The organism is Hyalangium sp., from assembly GCF_035629615.1.
Classification (GTDB): domain Bacteria; phylum Myxococcota; class Myxococcia; order Myxococcales; family Myxococcaceae; genus Hyalangium.
The window spans coordinates 1-19,208 of sequence record NZ_DASPHO010000034.1 but is presented as its reverse complement, the minus strand read 5'-3'; the positions used below and the strand labels follow the sequence as shown (position 1 = coordinate 19,208).

The 19,208-nt window shown below is 68.7% G+C and carries 20 protein-coding genes; 15 read left to right on the top strand and 5 right to left on the bottom strand.

Annotated elements, in window-relative coordinates; genetic code table 11:
* Both VD972_RS01575 and VD972_RS01570 read left to right on the top strand, forming a co-directional pair.
* A partial coding sequence (locus VD972_RS01575; RefSeq protein ID WP_324979653.1) for a CapA family protein occupies positions 1-1,087 on the top strand: 1,087 nt, incomplete at its 5' end.
* 75 nt (positions 1,088-1,162) lie between these two features.
* Positions 1,163-2,410: an MFS transporter gene (locus VD972_RS01570; RefSeq protein WP_324979649.1), complete on the top strand. Its 1,248-nt coding sequence runs from the start codon at positions 1,163-1,165 to the stop codon at positions 2,408-2,410.
* Positions 2,411-2,437: 27 nt separating this feature from the next.
* Here the strand turns inward: VD972_RS01570 and VD972_RS01565 are convergent, their stop codons facing one another.
* Positions 2,438-3,052: a hypothetical protein gene (locus VD972_RS01565; RefSeq protein ID WP_324979648.1), complete on the bottom strand. Its 615-nt coding sequence runs from the start codon at positions 3,050-3,052 to the stop codon at positions 2,438-2,440.
* Positions 3,053-3,066: 14 nt separating this feature from the next.
* Positions 3,067-3,603, bottom strand: coding sequence for a hypothetical protein (locus VD972_RS01560; protein ID WP_324979647.1), 537 nt, complete (start codon positions 3,601-3,603; stop codon positions 3,067-3,069).
* A gap of 304 nt (positions 3,604-3,907) precedes the next feature.
* Here VD972_RS01560 and VD972_RS01555 point away from each other — a divergent pair, with 304 nt between their 5' ends.
* Both VD972_RS01555 and VD972_RS01550 read left to right on the top strand, forming a co-directional pair.
* Positions 3,908-5,545 carry an alkaline phosphatase D family protein gene (locus tag VD972_RS01555; protein ID WP_324979646.1) on the top strand — a complete coding sequence of 546 codons (1,638 nt, stop codon included), beginning with the start codon at positions 3,908-3,910 and terminating at the stop codon, positions 5,543-5,545.
* 159 nt (positions 5,546-5,704) lie between these two features.
* Entirely contained in the window at positions 5,705-5,977 is a 273-nt protein-coding gene (locus tag VD972_RS01550) for a hypothetical protein (RefSeq protein WP_324979642.1), read from the top strand.
* A gap of 90 nt (positions 5,978-6,067) precedes the next feature.
* Here VD972_RS01550 and VD972_RS01545 read toward each other — a convergent pair whose 3' ends face one another.
* The gene (locus tag VD972_RS01545) at positions 6,068-7,585 is read right to left on the bottom strand and encodes a pitrilysin family protein (protein WP_324979638.1); all 1,518 of its coding nucleotides are present in this window, start codon (positions 7,583-7,585) and stop codon (positions 6,068-6,070) included.
* Positions 7,585-8,976, bottom strand: coding sequence for a pitrilysin family protein (locus VD972_RS01540; RefSeq protein ID WP_324979634.1), 1,392 nt, complete (start codon positions 8,974-8,976; stop codon positions 7,585-7,587). The genes VD972_RS01545 and VD972_RS01540 overlap by 1 nt, the downstream gene beginning before the upstream one ends.
* A 201-nt stretch (positions 8,977-9,177) precedes the next feature.
* On the opposite strand from VD972_RS01540, the gene VD972_RS01535 reads away from it, so the two are divergent.
* From VD972_RS01535 to VD972_RS01525, 3 genes are all read left to right on the top strand, one after another.
* Entirely contained in the window at positions 9,178-9,870 is a 693-nt protein-coding gene (locus VD972_RS01535) for a hypothetical protein (protein WP_324979632.1), read from the top strand.
* A 335-nt stretch (positions 9,871-10,205) separates the two neighbouring features.
* A complete protein-coding gene (locus tag VD972_RS01530) occupies positions 10,206-10,724 on the top strand; it encodes a secretin and TonB N-terminal domain-containing protein (protein WP_324979629.1) in 519 nt (172 codons plus the stop codon).
* A gap of 236 nt (positions 10,725-10,960) precedes the next feature.
* Positions 10,961-11,935, top strand: coding sequence for a DUF2267 domain-containing protein (locus tag VD972_RS01525; protein ID WP_324979626.1), 975 nt, complete (start codon positions 10,961-10,963; stop codon positions 11,933-11,935).
* 52 nt (positions 11,936-11,987) lie between these two features.
* Here VD972_RS01525 and dnaA read toward each other — a convergent pair whose 3' ends face one another.
* The gene (dnaA, locus tag VD972_RS01520; protein WP_324979624.1) at positions 11,988-13,337 is read right to left on the bottom strand and encodes a chromosomal replication initiator protein DnaA; all 1,350 of its coding nucleotides are present in this window, start codon (positions 13,335-13,337) and stop codon (positions 11,988-11,990) included.
* 369 nt (positions 13,338-13,706) lie between these two features.
* On the opposite strand from dnaA, the gene rpmH reads away from it, so the two are divergent.
* The 8 genes from rpmH to VD972_RS01480 all read left to right on the top strand — a co-directional run.
* On the top strand, positions 13,707-13,865 hold the full coding sequence (gene rpmH, locus VD972_RS01515) for a 50S ribosomal protein L34 (protein WP_044189417.1): 159 nt from the start codon (positions 13,707-13,709) through the stop codon (positions 13,863-13,865).
* Between the two features lie 14 nt (positions 13,866-13,879).
* Positions 13,880-14,284, top strand: coding sequence for a ribonuclease P protein component (gene rnpA / locus VD972_RS01510; protein WP_324979616.1), 405 nt, complete (start codon positions 13,880-13,882; stop codon positions 14,282-14,284).
* Complete coding sequence (gene yidD, locus VD972_RS01505; RefSeq protein WP_324979657.1) at positions 14,281-14,499, top strand: membrane protein insertion efficiency factor YidD; 219 nt, start codon at positions 14,281-14,283, stop codon at positions 14,497-14,499. Before rnpA ends, yidD begins: the two co-directional genes overlap by 4 nt.
* A 48-nt stretch (positions 14,500-14,547) precedes the next feature.
* Positions 14,548-16,356 carry a membrane protein insertase YidC gene (gene yidC, locus VD972_RS01500; protein ID WP_324979613.1) on the top strand — a complete coding sequence of 603 codons (1,809 nt, stop codon included), beginning with the start codon at positions 14,548-14,550 and terminating at the stop codon, positions 16,354-16,356.
* A complete protein-coding gene (locus VD972_RS01495) occupies positions 16,353-17,141 on the top strand; it encodes a hypothetical protein (RefSeq protein ID WP_324979610.1) in 789 nt (262 codons plus the stop codon). Before yidC ends, VD972_RS01495 begins: the two co-directional genes overlap by 4 nt.
* A 30-nt stretch (positions 17,142-17,171) precedes the next feature.
* On the top strand, positions 17,172-17,399 hold the full coding sequence (locus VD972_RS01490; RefSeq protein WP_324979607.1) for a hypothetical protein: 228 nt from the start codon (positions 17,172-17,174) through the stop codon (positions 17,397-17,399).
* A 44-nt stretch (positions 17,400-17,443) separates the two neighbouring features.
* Positions 17,444-18,787 carry a tRNA uridine-5-carboxymethylaminomethyl(34) synthesis GTPase MnmE gene (gene mnmE / locus VD972_RS01485; protein WP_324979605.1) on the top strand — a complete coding sequence of 448 codons (1,344 nt, stop codon included), beginning with the start codon at positions 17,444-17,446 and terminating at the stop codon, positions 18,785-18,787.
* An 85-nt stretch (positions 18,788-18,872) separates the two neighbouring features.
* On the top strand, positions 18,873-19,208 hold a 336-nt coding region (locus VD972_RS01480; RefSeq protein ID WP_414653963.1), incomplete at its 3' end, for a Uma2 family endonuclease.

The following is a 19,208-nucleotide window of genomic DNA, read 5'->3' as shown; positions in this document are numbered from 1 at the left end:
TCTCACGCAGGCCCGGGCGCAGGCCGCGCTCCAGGAGCGGCTCGCGAAGCCCCCCGATCCCTCGCAGCGCCCTGCCCCACCCGAGGGAGCCAAGGTGCGCATCCGCGCCGTGGGGGACGTGATGCTCGGCACCACAGAGCCCGAGGGCTACTTGCCTCCCGAGGGCCCGGAGGGAGTCCTCGCCGCCGTGCGCCCGCTCCTGGAGGACGCGGACGTCACCTTCGTGAACCTCGAGGGCCCGCTGTGCGACGGCGGTGTGACGACGAAGTGCCGCTCTCCGAATAGCTGCTACGCGTTCCGCTCGCCCACGTCGTACGGCCAGGCGCTCAAGGACGCGGGCGTGGACATGGCCTCCACGGCGAACAACCACTCGGGGGACTACGGAGAGGAGTGCCGGCGGCAGACGGAGGCCACGCTGGACACGCTCGGCATTGCCTGGAGCGGGCCACCGGGCAGCGTGGCCACCATCGAGCGCAACGGGCTTCGCATCGGCCTGGTGGCCTTCCACACCTCGCCCGCGTGCAACCACCTCAACAACCAGCCCACTGCCAAGGCGCTGGTGCGCTCGGTGGCGGCCACGCATGATCTCGTCCTCGTCTCCTTCCACGGTGGTGCCGAGGGCCCCAAGGCGCTGCGTGTCCCGCACGGCAAGGAGAAGTTCATGAGCGAGGACCGAGGAGATCTCCGCGCCTTCACGCACGCCATGGTGGATGCGGGGGCGCACCTCGTGATGGGCCACGGGCCGCACGTGGCGCGGGCCATGGAGTTCTACAAGGGCCGGCTCATCGCCTACTCGATGGGCAACTTCGCCACCTACGGGCGCTTCGTCGTGAGCGGTCTCCAGGGACTGGGCATGGTGCTGGAGGTGGAGCTCGATGGCCGGGGCCGCTTCCTCTCCGGCCGCATCCTCCCCACGAAGCAGCACGGCGAGGGCATTCCCGCGCCGGATCCGCAGGGCGGCGTCACCGCCCTGGTGCGCAAGCTCACGGCCCAGGACTTCCCACGGAGCGGAGCGCAGATCTCCGAGGACGGTGTCATCTCCCCTCGCGGCCCTCCGTCCGCGTCCTCGCAGCGAGACATGCCCTGAGTCATTGGGGCCCAAAGAGTGGGACCGAAGCACACCGAGCGCGGGTCCGAGGCTTGGGTTAGAAAGATTATCGCCGTGCCCGCTCTTCGCCTTCCGCGTTTCTCCTCGTTCCGAGCCTTCGAACACCCCGGCTACCTTCCGGTCTGGACCGGATCGCTGGTGTCGAACATCGGCACGTGGATGGAGACGCTGGCGCTGGGCGTGTACGTCACCCAGGTGACGGGCCGCGCCGAGTGGACGGGCGGTGTGGCGGCGCTCTCGTACCTGCCCGGGCTGGCGTTGTCGCCGCTGGGCGGAGCGCTGGCGGACCGCTTCGACCGGCGGATGTACCTGGCGGCGGGGGCGGTGGGGCAGATGCTGCTGGCCGGCGTGCTCACGGTGCTGGCCTTCACCGACAACCTGAGCGTTCCGCTGGTGGCCGTCGCCGCCTTCCTCAACGGCAGCATCAGCCAGCTCATGGGCCCGGCCTTCAACGCGCTGCTCGCCGAGCTCGTCCCGCCGGAGGATCTGCACAGCGCGCTCAGCCTGAGCTCCGCCCAGTTCAACCTGGGGCGCGTCATCGGCCCGCTGCTCGCCACGGTGGTGCTGGCCGCGGGTGGCATTGCCTGGGCGCTGCTCATCAACATGCTGTCCTTCGTGGCGGTGCTGGCCGCGCTGTCGAGGCTGCGCGGGGCCCACAGCCCCAGCTCGTTCGCCATCAAGGGCCTGTGGAAGGTGTTGTGGGCGGACATCGCCCGCGGTGTGGAGGTGGCGCGCCAGGACGCGGGCATCCGGCTGATGCTGGTGAGCACGCTCATCATCGCCGTGCTGGTGGCGCCCTTTATTGGCCTGGTGCCGGTGTTTGCCATCCGGGTCTTCGGCCAGGGCGCCTCCGCCACCTCGCTGCTCGTCACCTCGCAGGGTGCGGGGGCGGTGATGGCGGCGGTGGCGGCGGGCGTGGTGGTTGACGCCTTCGGGCGCAAGCGTGTGCTGGAGGGGGTGATGCTCGCCCTGGGGCCAGTGGCCGCGCTGTACTGGCTGGCGCCGTCGCTGGTGCTGGCCGCGGTGGGCATCTTCTTCCTGGGCGCCAGCTACATGACGTGCCTCACGGGCATCCACACGGTCTGCCAGACACGGGCGCCCGTGGAGCTGCGGGCACGCATCAGCAGCCTCTACGGCATGGTGCTCAACGGCGGGTACGCGCTGGGGGTGTGGCTGCAGGGCGCGCTGGCGGACCGGGTGGGCGTGCGCTTCATCACCGTGTCCTCCGCTGTGTTCTTCCTGGCGCTGGTGCTCTCGCTGCGTTTGCTGCGCCCGCGCAGCTTCGACGCGACGGAGGCGTGAGGCGCTCGGCAAGAGTGCCGTCTACCTTCAGTGGGGCTCGCGCGCGGAACCGCCCAACGCCTCTTCCAACTGCTGGGCCGCCTCCAGCCAGGCCGCGCGCTCAACGCTCGCGGTCCCTGGGTCTCGCTTGATAGCAAGCAGTGTGTGGTACTGGCTCATGTCATCGCTGCCGGACACTGCGAGCTGATACCAGCGGGCCCATTTGTCGGGGTGCAGCGCACCCCAGTACTCGAGCCGCTCCGCGCTGACCGCACGCTCAAGAGCATCCGCCAGCAGTTCACTGCGACGCACGTCCTCCGTCGGGACACTTGCTTTCCACAGTGCCTCCACTGCATTGATAAAGCTGTTAGCACCAGGACCAGGAAAGTCGTCTTCCGCCTTGGGCCAGGTCTTACCGTCAAGAGCCGCGCTCGTGCCGGTCACGGACTCGATGAACTCGCGGGGCCAAAGCACTCCGGGCTGATGGCGCTCGAAGACAAGGAGGCGGCGGGCAAGGAAGTCGCGCACCAGCCGCAGGGCCCGCTGTGCTGGCAGCCACCGCAGCAGCTTCTGGGTGGCATCCCAGCAGCCATTCACGTCGCCGCGCTCGGCCGCCAGCCGCAGTGATTGGATCTCCTGCTCGTAAGGTAGCGGCTTGCTCATGTGGCGCAGGCGCCCTACCAGACAATGCGACACTTGGTCCACATGATGGGTTTGGGATCCGCATCGACACAGCACGGGCAGCAAACAATGGAGCCGATGCGCTCGCCATCCCTGCGCACATTGTAGTGCTTCCCGAGACCTGGACAGGGGCCTGACTGCGTATCGTCCGGCCTATGCAAAGCCAGGTCTTTTGCACCCAACCGCTGCTTCAGCGAGTCCAGGGCTTGTTGGTGGCTGTGGTAGGTGTAGTCCTTGGGCAGATCCTGACACACCGGGTACTCAGGCAGTTCCGTGTCGCACGCACGCCGCTCGCCAGAAGGGTCCTCCGGATCCACCCACGGGTCAACAGGCGGGAAGCGTTCAGGGCCGGTCTGCTGGGACTGCTGTTGCTGGCGCTGGCGGATGGCCTCCTGCAGTCGAGTGGCGGCTTCCTGGGAGAGCAGGCCTGCGGCAATGGCGTGCAGAAGCAGCTCCTCCGCCTCTGTGAGCTGGCCCTTGGCAATGAGCACAGGGATGCGGGCCGTCGCGCTGTCACCTCCTTTGGTGCGCACGGTGGGTTCATCGGGTGTGACCGTGGAAGTGTGGACGCACCCTGCGGGGACCAGCATCACCCCGCAGGTAAGCAGGGCTCGCCAAACGCACATGGCCTTCTCCTGGAACGAGTGGAGTTTGCTGGCGGAACTGTAGGTTCCCGCCTGCACGCGTAGAACGACCTGATGAGTTCGCGCGGAGCGCCGGTGCGTGCCCCCCATCTGGCGGACACCCCACGCCAGAGGCGATGATGCAGGTGGAGCTCTCCACGCTGTGATCAGCGCCGTGCTCCCACGCCGTGCCCCCACGCCGAGGTGGAAACGCATGAGGCTGTTCCTGGGCCCCCTCCTGTACGCCGAGAACCAGAACGATCCGGAGCTCTGGAGCTTCTCGGTGAACCTGTTGCTGTCCGGCCAGGACACGGCGAAGCCGCCACCCCTGCGGCTGGCCTTCCGCGACGCCACCGGACAGGAGGTGGGCACCGTGTCCGGCCCCACCGTGGCCGCGGACTTCTCCGGGCTGGAGGAGTCCTCCGCCTGTGTCTCTTGGAAGTGGGCCGTCCGGCTGCCACGTCTGGAGGTGGAGCAGCGGGTCAGCTACCGCTTCGACGCCGCCACCCCCGCGGTGGAGTGGCGGATGGATGACGTGAAGGACGTGCTCGTGCCAGCGCGGGGCGCCCTGCCGCGCTGCGCCTTCTTCTCCTGCAACGGCCTGAGTGAGGGCAAGGGCTGGGCGGCGCTCGATCGGCCCTTCGCCCTCTGGGAGGAGATGCGGCGCCAGCAGGAGCAGGATGCGGGCTTCCACGTCCTCGTCGGCGGAGGAGATCAGCTCTACACCGACAGCCTCTGGTACACGAACCCCACACTGGTCCGCTTCCAGAAGCTGTCACGGGAGCAGCGCCAGCGCAGCTCCATCCCAGACGGGCTGGAGGCCGAGCTGCTGCGCGACTATGTGCACGTGTATCGGGAGCGCTGGAGCGAGCACGGCATTGGCCCCCTGCTGGCGCGCGTCCCAGGCGTCTTCACCTGGGATGACCACGACATCATGGATGGCTGGGGTTCGCTGGAAGAGCTGCAGGAGTCCCCCACGTTGCGGGCGGTCTATGGCGCCGCCGCCCTCGTCTTCGAGGCCTTCCAACTGGGAGCCTTGCGCGGCGATGTGAAGGCCCGGCGCGAGCCGGGGACAGCGCACTACTTCCAGGCGCTCACCTTCTCGGGCGAGGCGTGTGATCTGGACGTGGTGCTGCTGGACCTGCGCAGCGGCCGGACGAGCCGAGGGCTCCCCAATGGCAAGCTCGATCACACCATCCTGTCGGACGACCAGTGGCGGGCCTTCGACGCCTGGCGCAAGGAGCACGCGGCGCGCGGCGCCCAGCGGAACAGGCCCCGGCACGTGCTGCTGGTCTCCTCCATCCCCATCGTCTACATGCGCTTCCGGCCCGGCGTGGAGGCCGGCGCCGCGCTGGTCGACAAGAGGGATGATCTGCTGGACCAGTGGGAGTCGGTCATCCACCGCGGCGAGCGGACGCGGCTGATGATGAACCTCTTCGAGCTCGCGAAGGACTCACGCTGCGCGGTGACGGTGCTGTCCGGAGATGCGCATGTGGGCTCGAGGGCGTTGATCCGCTCGCGCAACGTGCGGCACCTGCACCCAGGCCATGCCGAGGTCCACCTGGAGCAGGTGACCTCCTCGGGGATCGTCCATCCGCCGCCCTCGGTGCTCGAGCTGATGGGCATGCGCGCGCTGGCCAATGACGTACCGGAGGATCTGCCCGGGCACTTGCGCACGGAGCTGCTCCCGGTGGGAGGAGACCTGTACCTGCGAGAGCGCAACTGGATCTCCCTCCGGGTGACTCAGGGCCAGGCAGGAGGCTCGCCCAAGCTGTGGCTCCAGTGGGAGGCCGAGCACAGCCACATCGACGTTCAAGTGGTGGTCGAGCCCCCGGCCCTCAGCGGCGGCTGATTCCCAGCGGACGAGCCAGGGTCAGGCTGTCACGCTCGCCCGGTGGACGAACGGGCTGGGGAGCCCTCCGGGCCGGGAAGCTTGGTGCGGGGTGGGGGCACCCTGAGATTGAGCTTCGAGGCGCGCGGGTCCTCCGTGCGCGCAACGAGGAGCCCCACCATGAGCAGCCGGAAGGATGACCCTCTCAAGGGCGGCAAGGAGGCCTCCAAGAAGCCCGCGTTCGCCAAGGACCGTGTCGAGCGTGGACTCGAGGCCGATGACACCAAGCCGCTCTATGCCGATGAGTCCAAGCACGACACCCGCGAGCTGAAGTTCGCCTTTGACAGCGACGGCCCGGTGGGTGGCAACGTGCCGGACATTCGCAGCCCTATCGACGAGGCGGACGAGCTCGAGCGGGAGCGGCGTGGCCGCGGGGAGTCCGAGGAGGACTAGAGCCAGGCCGCCCGGAGAGGCACCGGGCTGAAATGCAGAGCGCCGGAGCCCAAGAGGACTCCGGCGCCTGAACGACTCCTTCGCCAGGTGCTACTTCCCGGCCTTGCCCGGAGCCGGTTTCCCCGCTCCCGCCACATCCATCGGCGCAAGCTTGCCCAGGTTGAGCGGGACCACCTGCTGCTGGATGACGTCCGGATCCCCGACGAGGATGATCTGCATCGCTGCCGGGTTCAGGTACGTCTCCGCCACGCGCTGCACCTCGGCCGGCGTGGCCTTCTCCAGCCCCTCCACCTGCCGGGCGAACTCATCCATGGGCCGGCGCTTGAGGAAGAGCGTGGCGGCGTTGATGCCCACCCACTCCACCGTCTCGAAGATGCCGGGGTACGAGCGGATGAGCCCCTCGCGGGCGGCCTCCAGCTCCTTGGAGGCGATGGGCCGGGCCTTGATGTCCGTGAGCTCGCGCACGAACTCGGCGAGCGCGGGGCCCGTGACATTGGCACGCACCGAGGAGTAGACGGTGATCGGCCCCACGCCCAGCCGCGCATCGGAGCTGGCACCGGCCCCGTAGGTATAGCCTTTGGCCTCGCGCAGGTTCATGTTCAGCCGGCTGCCGAAGAAGCCACCGAACACCGTGATGGCCAGATCCAGCGCGTACTCGTCCGGGTGGCCCACGGCGATGCCGGGGCGGCCCACCATGATGAAGGTCTGCTCCAGGCCGGGCTTGTGGACCACGCGCAGCGAGTCGCGCGGCGGCGAGGCCGGGGCAGGAGGCGCCGACGGCAGCACGGCCTCTCCCTTCCAGTCCCCGAGGTACTTCTTCGCCCAGTCCTCGGCCTGCTGCTTCGTGACGTCTCCCACCACCACGAGCGCCGTGGCCTTGGGGCCCACGTTCTTCTGGTAGAAGCGCTTCACGTCCTGCAGCGTGAGCTTCTCCACCGAGGCGGGCACGCCCGACCCCGGGTGCCCGTACGGGTGAGCCGAGGTGAACACGGCCTCCAGGTACGCCTGCTGCGCCAGGAACCAGGGCGTGCCCAGCCGCCGCACGAGGTCCGCCAGCTGCTGCTTCTTGCGCCGGTCGAAGTCCTTCTGCGCGAAGGTGGGCCTGCGCGCCACGTCCGCCAGCAGCGCGAGCGCCTTGTCCGCGTTGCGCGCCAGCACGCGCACCCCGACGATGGCCCCATCCGGCTCCACCCTCATCGAGGGGGACACGCCCAGATCCGCGAAGGCGTTGTCCAGGGCGATGGTGTCCTTTCCACCCGCGCCCTCCAGCAACATCTTGTAGGTGAGGTCCGCCAGGCCGCCCTGCGCCGCGGGATCCTGCGAGGTGCCGTTGGCGAAGGCCAGGCCCACGAAGACGAGCGGGAGCTCCCGGCGCGTGTTCGTCACCACGGTGAGGCCGTTGTCGAGCTTCGTCTGCTCGAAGGTCGGCAGCACCAGGTCCGGGGACTTGCCCGGGGTTGGCATCTTCGTGCGGAAGGCCTGGGGATCCTCCGCCTTGGGCGGCTCGGCCGGGGCCGCGGGTGCGGGCTCGGGCGTCGGCTCGGGCTGGGGAGTGGTGACGCACGAGGCCAGCGCGAGGAGGGAGAGAGCGAGGAAGAGGCGGCGCATCACTTGTTCTCCTTCGGGGCGGCGGGGGCCTGGGGTGCCGGCACGGCGTGCAGCACGACGCGCGCGTCCAGGCGCAGCTGCTCGTTGGCGTAGCGCTTCACGTCCTCCTGCGACACGGCCTGGTAGCGCGCCAGATCCTGCGCCAGGTAGCTCGGCTCGCCGACGAACTGGTTGTAGCTCTGCAGCACGTCCGCCTTGCCGCCGAAGCCGCCCACGGACTCCAGCCCGGACAGCATCCGCGTGTCATAGCGGGTGCGGGCCCGGTTGAGCTCCTCGGCGGTGACGCCGTTCTTGCGGACCTCCTCCAGCACGGCATCCACCTCCTTCTTCAGCGTGTCGGTGGAGACACCGGGCCGCGCCACCACCTCGATGGTGAAGACGGACTGGGCGCCGATGCTCTGCTGGCTGGCATCCACGCTCTGGGCGATCTGCTTCTCCAGCACCAGGCGGCGGTAGAGGCGGCTGGCCTTGCCGGTGGCCAGCACCGTGGCGAGCATGTCCGCGGTGGCGTCACCCTCGGTGAGGTACTCCGGGCTGTGCCAGGCCAGCGTGAGCATGGGCAGCGTGGCCACCGTCTCGTCATGGCGGATGACGGTCTCCCCGGTGAGCTTCACCGGCGCCACCTGGGGCTTCTGCGGCTTGGGAGCCACCGGCAGGCTGCCGAAGTACTTCTCCACCAGGGCCTTCGTCTTCGCCGGGTCGAAGTCCCCCACGATGGTCAGCGTGGCGTTGGAGGGCGCGTACCACGTGCGGAAGAAGTTCTTCACATCCTCCACGGTGGCGGCGTCCAGGTCCACCATGGAGCCGATGACATCCCCGTGGTACGGGTGAGGCAGCGGGAAGAGCGTGTGCCACATCTTCTCGCGGGCCATGCCGTAGGGGGCGGCCTCGGTGCCCTGGCGGCGCTCGTTCTTGACCACCTCCTTCTGCGTCTCCAGCTTCTCCTCGGTGAGCTTGTCGAGCAGGAAGCCCATCCGATCGCTCTCCAGCCAGAGCGCGGTCTCCAGGTGGTTGCTGGGCACCGTCTCGAAGTAGTTGGTCCGGTCGAAGTTGGTGGTGCCGTTGAGGTCCGTGGCGCCCAGCTGCTCGAGCATGGAGATGTGCACGTCATCCGGCACGTTCTTCGAGCCCTGGAACATCATGTGCTCGAAGAGGTGCGCGAAGCCGGTGCGGCCTGCCGTCTCGTGGTAGGCGCCCACGTGGTACCAGAGGTTCACTGCCACGATGGGCAGCTTGCGATCCACGGAGAGGATCACCTCCAGGCCGTTCTTGAGCTTGTACTTCTCGTAGGGAATGGCGAGCGACTCGCGGCCAGGCTCCAGCGGCTTCGCCTCCTGGGCGAGCGCTGGCAGACCGAGCGCGAGGATGACAGCGGCGACGAGGGCTTTCATGCGCGGCTTGAGCCTCCTTGAGCAGGGCCCTGCGCTTAGCATGCGACAGCGCCCGGGTGGGGAAGGAATCGTGAGACACTGGAGCGCGTGTTCCATTCCGAAACTCCCCTCGGGCCCCTGTCTGCCCGGTGCGCCACGCACCCAGAGGAAGAGGCGAGCGGCACCTGCGCCCGCTGCGGAACCTTCTTCTGTGCCGGCTGCGTGCGGTCGATCGCCGGCAAGGCCTGGTGCGCCACGTGCGCGGCCCGCCCGGAGATCAACTACCTGGAGCAGTTCCGCCTCAAACTGTGGGGACGCAGGGACGGCTCGACCTGGATGGTCCTGGGGGTCGGCCTCGCCTTCGGTGTGGCGGCCTTCACCGGAACGTGGACGCGCGCACCCGCGCTGGTCGTGCTGACCTTCCTGGCCGGCGCGGGGACAGGCGTCTGCTTCTTCATGGGCCTGAGGTGGGCGCGCGAGGCGTTGGTCGGCGTACCGCTGGGCTTCGCCCTGGTGTGCTCGCTGCAAGAGCTCCAAGGGTTCGCCGTCTTTCTCACCGTCATCGCCTTCAGCGGCCTCATCGTCTACGCCGACACACGCAACCAGCTCTTCTTCCGGCGCCCCGTCTCTCGTAAGCGCCTCGAGCGGCTGTGGCACCTGCGGGAGAACAACCCCATTGCGCGCAGGGCGCTGAGCCTGGGCCTCGGCGCGTTCCTCCTGCCGATGCTCTCCCCGCTGGCCATCCTCTGCGGCATTCTCGGGCTGCGGCGAGTGGATCCGGAGGCCATTCCCCCCATCGGACGCAAGGCAGAGGCCGTGGGTGGCATCGTGCTGGGGCTGGTCTCGATGGTGATGTGGGGCATGCTGCTGTGGCCTCGGGTGCGCGGGATGTTCTCCTTCTCGGTGGGAGAGTGAGCGCCCGCGTGCCTGGCCTGAAAAGACCAGCAGCCGTGATGCTCCCCGGGGGCTGAAGGAGCATCACGGCTGCCGAAGGACCACGGGAAGTTCCAGGCACCGCTGTCGGGAGTCGATGCCTGAAGGAGGGTCACCCGTGGCTGACTGCTATTCATCAGGAGGACCCGGCGATCCCAAAATCGGCCACAGCACCCGAGAGTAGGAGATTGGCGCACGAATGCCTCCAAGGTGGTTTCCTGCTGAATCCAAGGGGTTCCAAGGCGTTCCACCCAGCGCGCTGAAGCGGGCGATATCCTGAATGGACGTCCGGAATTCATCAGGAATTGGAGGAGCCCATGAGCCTGGTTCGAGCTGCTCTCGCCGCGGTGGTGCTGCTGTGCATGCCGTCCCTGGCGGATGCGCCTCGGGATGAGTCCAAGCGCATCACCCTGGATGTGGTGCGTGCGGACATCCACGACGTGCTGCGGCTGCTGGCGGAGAAGGGCGGGCTGAACGTGGTGGTGTCTGACGACGTGAAGGGCAAGGTGACGCTGAAGCTGCGCAACGTGCCGTGGAGGCAGGCGCTCGACACGGTGCTCGCTTCAAACGGGCTGGGCCAGGAGCTGCGGGGCAACGTGCTGCGCGTCGCGCCGGTGAAGCAGCTGGCCGAGGAGGCCGCGGCCCGCACCCAGCTGAAGAAGGCGCGCGAGGAGGTGGCCCCGCTGCGGACGTTCCTCATTCCGGTGAACTACGCGAATGCTTCGGAGCTGCTGCCGCAGGTGAAGGCGCAGCTCTCTCCGCGCGGGACGGCCAGCGTGGACGCGCGTACCAACACCATCATCGTGACGGACGTGGGGCCAGTCTCACTGCCGTAGGGCGGGTTCGGAAGGAAGGTGTCCGGACAGGCAGGGTTACGAGTGCCGTCCGCTGTCCCGGGGGGCCTCCCGGGGCTCCAGCTTCCTCCTCCCTCGGCTGACGTGCGGAATCCGGCTGCGGGCTCGTCCTCTGGGCTGGTGCCCCGGGCACCGGACGGGAGTGAGGCCCTTGCTCGCGTGCCTCCGGGTGTGGCGGTGGCCACGCTCAGAGGAGGGCGACTAGCAGGAGGATGATCATGGCGACTGAGCGAGAAGAGAACATCCAGGGCGCCGGGCAGGAGCCGGTTGAAGAGCGTCGAGGCTCGACCCCCGGGATTCGAGCGCAACGGAGCGAGTCACGGGCCGCGCAGACCTTTGCCTTCTTCCTGAGGGACCTGGAGGCGAGAGGGTTGGACCGGAAGCTCGCGGAGCAGGCGATCCAGTCGGTGCTGTGCGTGCTGGAGCAGCGGTTGATGAGCGACGAGGCGCGGCACATGGAGGCGCAGCTGCCCAGGAAGGTGGTAGCGCTGCTGGAGCGCTGCCCCAATCACCAGGGCAGGCCGTACCGGAAGTTCGGACGGACCGAGTTCCTCGGCATGGTGGCCGAGGACCTGGGCGTGGACATGAAAGCCGCGGAGCGAATCACCCACGCGGTGCTGTCGACGGTGCGTGAGCACATCACCGAGGGCGAGGCCATGGACGTGCTGGGCCAGCTCCCGCGCGAGCTGCGCACGCTCTGGGAGCCGGAGGACACGGGCTCGACGCCGAGCCGGATGAACACCCGGGGCAAGGTGTCGGGCCGGCGCGTCGAGGACGTGATGACTCGGGACGTGGAGGTGGTGAGCCCCGAGGACACGCTGAAGGACGTGGCGGAGAGGATGCGGACGCTCAACGTGGGTCCGATGCCGGTGTGTGATGGGGAGAAGCTGAAGGGCATCATCACGGACCGGGACATCGTGGTGCGCGCCGTCTCCCAGGGGATGGACCCGAACAGCACACGCGTCTCGAAGGTGATGACGGAGGAGGTGGAGTTCATCTACTCCGACGAGGGCATAGAGCTGGCGGCGCAGCGGATGCGCGAGGAGCAGATCCGCCGCATCCTGGTGGTGAGTCGGGACAAGAAGCTGGTGGGCATCCTGTCGCTGGGTGACATCTCCCAGGCGATGGGCGAGCATGAGACGGGCCGGACGCTGGAGGCCATCTCCGAGCCCACCCAGCCGATGCCCCACTGACAGGCAGCCCTGCGCGCCGAGGCCCGTCTCCGCAGAGGCGGGCCTCCCAGGCTCACCCGCCCAGCTTCTCCTCGAGCTCATCCAGCTCGCGCTTCACCGTCGGATCCGACTCCCGCAGGCCCTCCACCTTGCGCACGGCGGAGATGACGGTGGAGTGGTCCTTGTTGAAGCGCGAGGCGATCTCCGGGAACGAGCTCTTCGTCAGCTTGCGGCACAGGTACATGGCCACCTGGCGGGCATGCGCCAGCGCCTTGTGCCGCCGATCCTCTTTCAGCGCCTCCACCGAGACTTTGTAGTACCGAGCCACCTCGCGCTGGATCGACTCCGCGTCCACGATGCGGTTGGCCGGGAGGATGTCCTTCAGCACACTGGCGGCGAACTCCACCGTCACCGGCTGCCGCGACAGGCTGTGGATCGCCGACAGCTTCACCAGCGCTCCCTCCAGCTCGCGCACGTTGCGCTGGATGTGCTTGGCGATGAAGTGCGCCACATCGTCCGGCAGCGTCAGCCGCTCGGCCTCCGCCTTCTTCTGGAGGATGGCCACCCGCGTCTCGTAGTTCGGCTCGCGGATGTCCGTGATGAGCCCCATGGTGAACCGGCTGCGCAGCCGCTCCTCCAACCCCGGAATCTCCGAGGGCAGCGTGTCGCTGGTGAGGACGATGGCCTTGTTCAGCTCGTAGAGCGTGTTGAAGGTGTAGAAGAACTCCTTCTGCGTCTCCTCGCGCTTGCCCAGGAACTGGATGTCGTCGATGAGCAGCACGTCGCACTCCTCGCGGAACTTCCGTCGGAAGTCCGCCATGCGGTGCTCACGCACGCTCTCCACGTACTCGTTGGTGAACTGCTCGCTGGACAGGTACACCACCCGCTGCGACGGGTCCTTCTCCCAGATGTGGTTGCCCACCGCATGCAGCAGGTGCGTCTTCCCCAGCCCCGTGCCCCCGTAGATATAGAGGGGGTTGTAGTTGTGGCCGGGCTTGTCCGCGACGGCGGAGGCCGCCGCCGCCGGCAGCTGGTTGCTGTCCGACACCACGAATGTGGCGAACGTGAAGCGGACATTCAAACGGGGCGGACGGGCGGAGTCCACCTTGACTGTGGGTGTGGGCAGAAGGTGCCCTGCCCCCGAGGGGTCCTCCACCACCTCATAGGCCACTCGGGCCAGTCCGTCGCCTACCCGGGCCAGCGTCGACTCGAGCAGCGCCCGGTAGTGGTCATCCACCCAGTCGCGGAAGAAGCGATCAGGAACGCCCAGAATCAGCGCACCCTCCCGTACATCCAGAGCTCGCATGCGCTCGAGCCACGTCAGCGCGTAGGTCTTCCCCTCCTGCCGGATGGTATCCAGCGTCCGGGCCCAGATAATTCCGGCACTTGGCGGCGTACTTAGAGCTTCTGCGAGGGCGCTCACGCGTGTCTCAGGATTGCAAAATGGGCCACGGGGCCGAGGGCCGACCGTGCTAACAAACGCACACTGGACGATCAAGCACCTGAGTCAAAGGGCCGGAAGTCCGACGCTTTCTTCCGCTGTTTTTGATCGGCAACGGGCATGCCGCCGCGACAGGGTTGTGGTGGTGGAGGCCCGACCCCCCAGGTCTTGGGGGCGCCTGCCCTCTATTCACTGAGAGTGTGAGGGCGCAAAAAGAGGTGAAGGGTGATCGGACGAGCAGGCGGCAATGACGTCCAACGTTGACTTGGGTGGGAGAACGGGTTACGAGCGCCGCCTTTTCCCAGGGCCGCGCCGGATCACAGGCGCAGCCGGTGTTTCAGGAGTTCAGCCATGGCCAAGGCCAAGCGCACGTATCAGCCATCGAAGGTCAAGCGCAATCGCACTCACGGGTTCCGCAAGCGCAACAGCACGCGCGCTGGGCGGGAGGTTCTCAAGCGCCGCCGGGCCAAGGGCCGCAAGCGGCTGGTGGTTTCGGCGCCGAAGAAGTAGGCCGAGGGCCCCTTGTGACGGCCGCGGACGCGGGGCCAGAACGCCCGGGAGAAGGTTTCCCCAAGGCCCTGCGCCTGCTGCGCCGGCACGAGTTCCTCAAGGTCCAGGAGGGTGGGCAGAAGCTCTCCGCTGACTGCCTGCTCGCCCTGGTGAAGCGCAACGGCCGGCCGTACACCCGGCTGGGGCTCACCGTGTCCAGCAAGGTAGGCAACGCCGTGGTGCGCGTGCGCCTGCGGCGCCTGCTGCGCGAGCTGTTCCGCAAGCGGCGCGGGCAATGGCCCGCCGGGCTGGACGTGGTGCTGGTGGTGCGCTCGTCGGCGAAGGAGGTGTCCTTCGCCGAAATGTCGCGAGCCTTCGACGGTGTTACCCGCAAGTTGCAGCGGCTGGCTCCAGCCGCGACAGGAGGGGCTTCCCCCTGAGTCCGCTCGCCTTCCTCCTCGCCCTGCCAGTCCGCTTCTACCGCCGGTTCATCGGGCCGCTGCTGCCGAAGGTGTGCCGCTTCCACCCCACGTGCTCCATGTATGCGCTGCAGGCGTTGGAGAAGCACGGCGGCCTCAAGGGCGCCTGGCTCACCGTGCGGCGCCTGCTGCGGTGCCACCCCTTCCACCCCGGCGGACTCGATCCGGTGCCCTGAGCCCGGCGGCCGCCCCGTCCAGCCCTCTCCTTCGGGGGAGGGGACCTTATGAACCTTCCTGACGATCCCTTCTCGCCGAACTCGAACGACTCGCAGAAGCGGCTGCTGGTGGCCCTGGGCCTGTCGTTCGGGGCCGTCACCCTCTACATGCTCTTCTTCGCACCGCCGCCGCCTCCGCCCGAGGCCGGCGCCGTGGACGGGGGCGTGGTGGCAGGCCCGGCGGACGCGGGTATGGTGACCGCGGCTCCCGTGACGCCTCCGGGTGGCACGCCAGAGGTGGCCGCCCCAGGTACCGCGCAGGAGCCAGCGCTGCCCGTGCGCACGGTGGAGCGGCGGCGCCCGGAGACGGTGTACGCCTTCTCCAGCGAGGGTGCTGGCTTCACCTCCGCCGAGCTCCAGGGCTCGAAGATGCGCGAGCAGCAGGAGCTCTCGATTGCCGAGGGCTTCAAGCTGCTCTTCGGCGGGGAGCTGCCGCCGCCGCCGCAGATGAACCTGATGAGGCCCGTCCCGGGCCAGCCGCTGCCGATGTCCCTCAGCATCGAAGGCGCGGCGCCGCTGCCGGCCAGCACGCGCTGGGCGGTGGTGGAGACGGGCGAGGACAGCGTGGCCTTCACCGCTCGCCGTGGGGCGTGGGAGGTGACCAAGACGCTGCAGTGGCCCCTCAAGGGCTTCGAGCTGGCCTACACCGTCCAGGTGAAGAACACCTCCGGTGAGTCGCTCACCGGCGAGCTGCAGCTGCACCACAACCGCGCCATTGACCCGAACTTCGAGCACGCGCCGTCCTTCTTCGGCGGGGTGGGCAACCAGAGCCGCGCGGCCTGCCATGTGGGCGAAGATCTGCACAAGCTGGTGCCCGACGAGAAGCCGCCAGAGGACACGAAGGGCCCGATCCACTACTTCGGCATTGATCAGCAGTACTTCCTCTCGGTGCTCTACCCGCTGGAGGGGCCTCGGGTCGGATCCTGCGTGCTCAGCGCCACGCCGACGGCGCGTCAGGTGACGGTGGGCTTCCCGCTCACGGTCAACGCGGGCGAGACGGTGACGCTGCGCTTTGGCGGCTGGCTGGGGCCCAAGGATCCGGACCTGCTGCTGCCCGTGCCCGGCCAGGAGGTGCTGCGCGCCGCGGGGATGACGGCGGCTGCGTGGCACCCCACCGTCGAGAAGACGGTGGACTTCGGCATCTGGGAGCTCATCTGCAACGTGCTCCTCTTCTTCATGAAGAAGTTCTACGCCGTCACCGGCAACTGGGGCGTGGCCGTCATCCTCCTCACGGTGCTGGTGAAGATGGTCCTGCTGCCGCTCACCTATAAGTCCATGGTGGGCATGGAGGCGGTGAAGGAGCTCCAGCCGCAGATGGAGGCGATCAAGAAGAAGTACGCGGATGACCGCGAGCGGATGAACGTCGAGGTGATGAAGCTGTACCAGCAGGCCAAGGTGAACCCGCTCGGCGGCTGTCTACCCCTGCTGGTGCAGATGCCGGTGTGGATCGCCCTCTTCACCGCGCTGCGCAACAGCTTCGACATCTACTGGGAGCCCTTCTTCGGCCCGGTGTGGAGGGACCTGACGTACAAGGACCCCACCTACCTGCTGCCCCTCGCGCTGGGCGTGTCGATGATCATCACCCAGAAGATGCAGCCGCAGATGATGGATGCGGCCCAGGCGCGCATCATGATTTGGGTGATGCCCATCATCTTCACCCTCACGCTGCTGCAGTACCCGGCGGGCCTGTCGCTCTACATCTTCACCAACAACCTGCTGTCCATCGGCCAGCAGTACGGGTTGAGGAAGTGGCTCGACCACAAGAAGTTGAAGCGTGGGGGAGCACCGGCGGAGACCGGGGGAGGCAAGCGCAAGTGACCGAGCAGGCCCTACCGCAGCAACAGTCCGCCACGGGCGCTGGCGGCGACACCCGCACCCGCGTGGAGCGGCTCCTCACCGACATCCTCGGGCTGATGGGCTACCCGGCGCGGCTGGAGTTCCGGGACGCCTCGGATGGCAGCCTGGCAGTGGCCCTCCACTTCGAGGCGGCGGGCCCGCCTCCCGGGGTGGAGAACGCCCGGCGCAGCCAGGTGCTGGACTCACTTCAGTTCCTCCTCAACAAGATGCTCCACCGGCCCGGTGCCGAGCGGCGGTGGGTGCTGCTGGGCGCTGGCGTCTTCCCCGAGCCCCGGCCGCGCAAGGAGCCCCAGGCCCCTGCCCCCGCCCCTGCTCCCACCTCGAACGCGGCCGCTGCGCCACGCCCGGCGCCTCCTCCCAAGGCCCAGGTGCCCACACCAGCGCCTGCCGCGCCGGCACCTGCCAAGGCGGCCAGGTCTGCCCCTGCTCCTGCGGCGGCTCCATCGGCCCGGCGGGGCGAGGCCGACGAGCGTACAATGGAGGTTCCCGAGGACGTGGCGCTCAAGGAGGCCGCTCGCCAGCTGGCCGGGAAGTCGGGCTCGCTCGGCCGCTTCTATGCCATCGCGGCGATGAAGCTCGAGGACCGCGCGCGCGTCTTGAAGGCAGTGGAAGGTGTGGCGGGCGTGGTGGTGGCGGGAGAGGGCGAGGGGCGGTGCCGCCGGATGGTGTTCACCCCAGACAAGCCGGCGCCGCTGCCCCGGCGGCTCCTGGTGCCGGACGATGACGAGGACGACTTCGAGGGCTGAGCTCCCTGCGCTCGGCCTTCAGGAGAGGACATGGGCAAGGCGAAGTCGCTCAAGGACAAGCTGTACGGCGCGGCGGTGCTGAAGATGAGCTTCCGTCTGCGCGGGGATGAGGACTCCCCGGCCTTCCGCTTCGTGTACCCCGGTGTGCTCCGGGATCTCGAGCTGGAGGACGGGGCGGTGGAGAAGTACATCGAGGAGAACCGCGAGGCCGTCGAGAAGGCCGCCCGCGGCTCCAACCCCGCTCCCGGCCCGCGGTAGCTGCTGGCTCAGAGCGAGGGCGGCGGGGTGTGGAGTAGAGATGCATGACCGTGTCTGCCACGACCATCGCTGCTCTGGCCACCGCGCCCGCCACTGGCGCCGTGGGAATCCTCCGGTTGTCCGGCCCCGCGGCGCTCGAGGTGGGCCGCCGGCTGGCCCCCGGAGCTCCCGCCGAGCCCACGCCCCGCCATGCGTACCTGGCCGAATTCGTGGACGCCGAGGGCCGGGCGCTTGATGAGGGGCTGTTCCTCTACTTCCGTGCGCCGAACTCCTTCACCGGAGAAGAGGTGGTGGAGCTCCAGGCCCACGGTGGCCCGCGCCTGCTGCAGCTGCTGCTCGGGCGCGTGCTGGAGGACGAGCGCGTGCGCCCCGCTCGCCCGGGAGAGTTCACCCGCCGCGCCTTCCTGAATGGCCGGCTGGACCTGACGCGCGCGGAGGCAGTTGCGGATCTGGTGGCCGCGGACTCGGAGGCGGCGGTGCGGGCCGCGGCGGCGGGGCTGGCTGGCGCCCTGTCCACGCGGGTGCGGGGCTTGGAGGAGCCGCTGCGAGCGCTCCACGCGGACCTGGAGGGCGTGCTCAACTTCCCGGACGAGGCCGAGGGCGCCGAGGCGGAGGCGGAGGCGCGGGTGGCGACGCTGCGTACGCAGGCGCAGGCGCTGCTGGCCGAGGCCGGGCGAGGCAGGCTGGTGCGCCGGGGAGCTCGGGTGGTGCTCTACGGGCCGGTGAATGCGGGCAAGTCCACCCTCTTCAACCGGCTGGTGGGTGAGGCCCGCGCCCTGGTGGATGAAGAGCCCGGCACCACGCGCGACGTGCTGGAGGCCCGCGTGGAGTGGGACGGGCTGGCCCTGACGCTGCTCGACACCGCGGGGCTGCGGGAAGCGCCCGGTCGCGTGGAGGCGCTCGGCATCGCCCGCACCCGCGAGGCTCTGTCCGGCGCGGACCTTGCCGTGCTCGTGCTGCCACCAGGCGTCTCTTCCGCCGAGGCCGAGGCCTGGACACGCGAGGCGGGCACGGCGGCCTTGCTGCACGTGGCGGGCAAGTGCGATGTGGAGGCCCGCCCTTCGCTCCTCTCCCAGCAGGAGGAGGGGCTTCGCGTCAGCGGCCTGACTGGGCAAGGCGTCGAGGCGCTGCGCACCATCGTCCTCTCACGGCTATGGGGAGGGGGCACGCCCTCCGCTGTTGCACTCGTCTCCGAGCGCCATGCCGACGCACTGCGCCGCGCCTGTGAGGCCCTCGCACGTGCTCAAGAGGCCAGCCGTGTCTCCACTCTGGAGGTCGTCTCCGGCGAGGTGGGCCTGGCGCTCGAGGCGCTCGGCGAGGTGTCCGGCACGCACGTCTCCGAGGCGCTCCTGGACGCCATCTTCCAGCGCTTCTGCATTGGTAAGTAGTCCACTTCCCTGGGCAGCCCGGCTGATGTCAGACCCCTCCTTATGATTCGTTCCCGTCCAGCCGCCGCACGGGAAGGGAATGGTGATGGAGATCCGCATCAATCAGGCGACGTACTCGGTACTCAACGCGCTACCCAAGGGGTGGGTGGGAGAGATCGTCGAAGACGAGCTCGTCGCCTCGCCTCGCCCGCTGGCTGCCCAGACGCGCGCGGCCTTCATGCTCGGCGTGGAGCTGGGAGAGCAGCTGGATCAGCGGCGCGGGGGCAATGGCCGCTGGTGCTTCCTGCGTGCGCCAGAGCTTCACCTGGGCCGCGATGTGATGGTGCCGGACCTTGCGGGCTGGCGGCGTGAGCGCATGGACCTGCCACCCGATCCGAGCTCGCCCTTCCTCACCCTCACGCCGGACTGGGTGTGTGAAGTG

What these genes read in the sequence shown, in the direction of transcription:
- VD972_RS01565 (WP_324979648.1), bottom strand. Translation starts at nt 3,052, where the DNA reads ATGAGCAAGCCGCTACCTTACGAGCAGGAGATCCAATCACTGCGGCTG.
- VD972_RS01555 (WP_324979646.1), top strand. Translation starts at nt 3,908, where the DNA reads ATGAGGCTGTTCCTGGGCCCCCTCCTGTACGCCGAGAACCAGAACGAT.
- VD972_RS01550 (WP_324979642.1), top strand. Translation starts at nt 5,705, where the DNA reads ATGAGCAGCCGGAAGGATGACCCTCTCAAGGGCGGCAAGGAGGCCTCC.
- VD972_RS01545 (WP_324979638.1), bottom strand. Translation starts at nt 7,585, where the DNA reads ATGCGCCGCCTCTTCCTCGCTCTCTCCCTCCTCGCGCTGGCCTCGTGC.
- VD972_RS01540 (WP_324979634.1), bottom strand. Translation starts at nt 8,976, where the DNA reads ATGAAAGCCCTCGTCGCCGCTGTCATCCTCGCGCTCGGTCTGCCAGCG.
- VD972_RS01530 (WP_324979629.1), top strand. Translation starts at nt 10,206, where the DNA reads ATGAGCCTGGTTCGAGCTGCTCTCGCCGCGGTGGTGCTGCTGTGCATG.
- VD972_RS01525 (WP_324979626.1), top strand. Translation starts at nt 10,961, where the DNA reads ATGGCGACTGAGCGAGAAGAGAACATCCAGGGCGCCGGGCAGGAGCCG.
- rpmH (WP_044189417.1), top strand. Translation starts at nt 13,707, where the DNA reads ATGGCCAAGGCCAAGCGCACGTATCAGCCATCGAAGGTCAAGCGCAAT.
- yidC (WP_324979613.1), top strand. Translation starts at nt 14,548, where the DNA reads ATGAACCTTCCTGACGATCCCTTCTCGCCGAACTCGAACGACTCGCAG.
- VD972_RS01490 (WP_324979607.1), top strand. Translation starts at nt 17,172, where the DNA reads ATGGGCAAGGCGAAGTCGCTCAAGGACAAGCTGTACGGCGCGGCGGTG.
- mnmE (WP_324979605.1), top strand. Translation starts at nt 17,444, where the DNA reads ATGACCGTGTCTGCCACGACCATCGCTGCTCTGGCCACCGCGCCCGCC.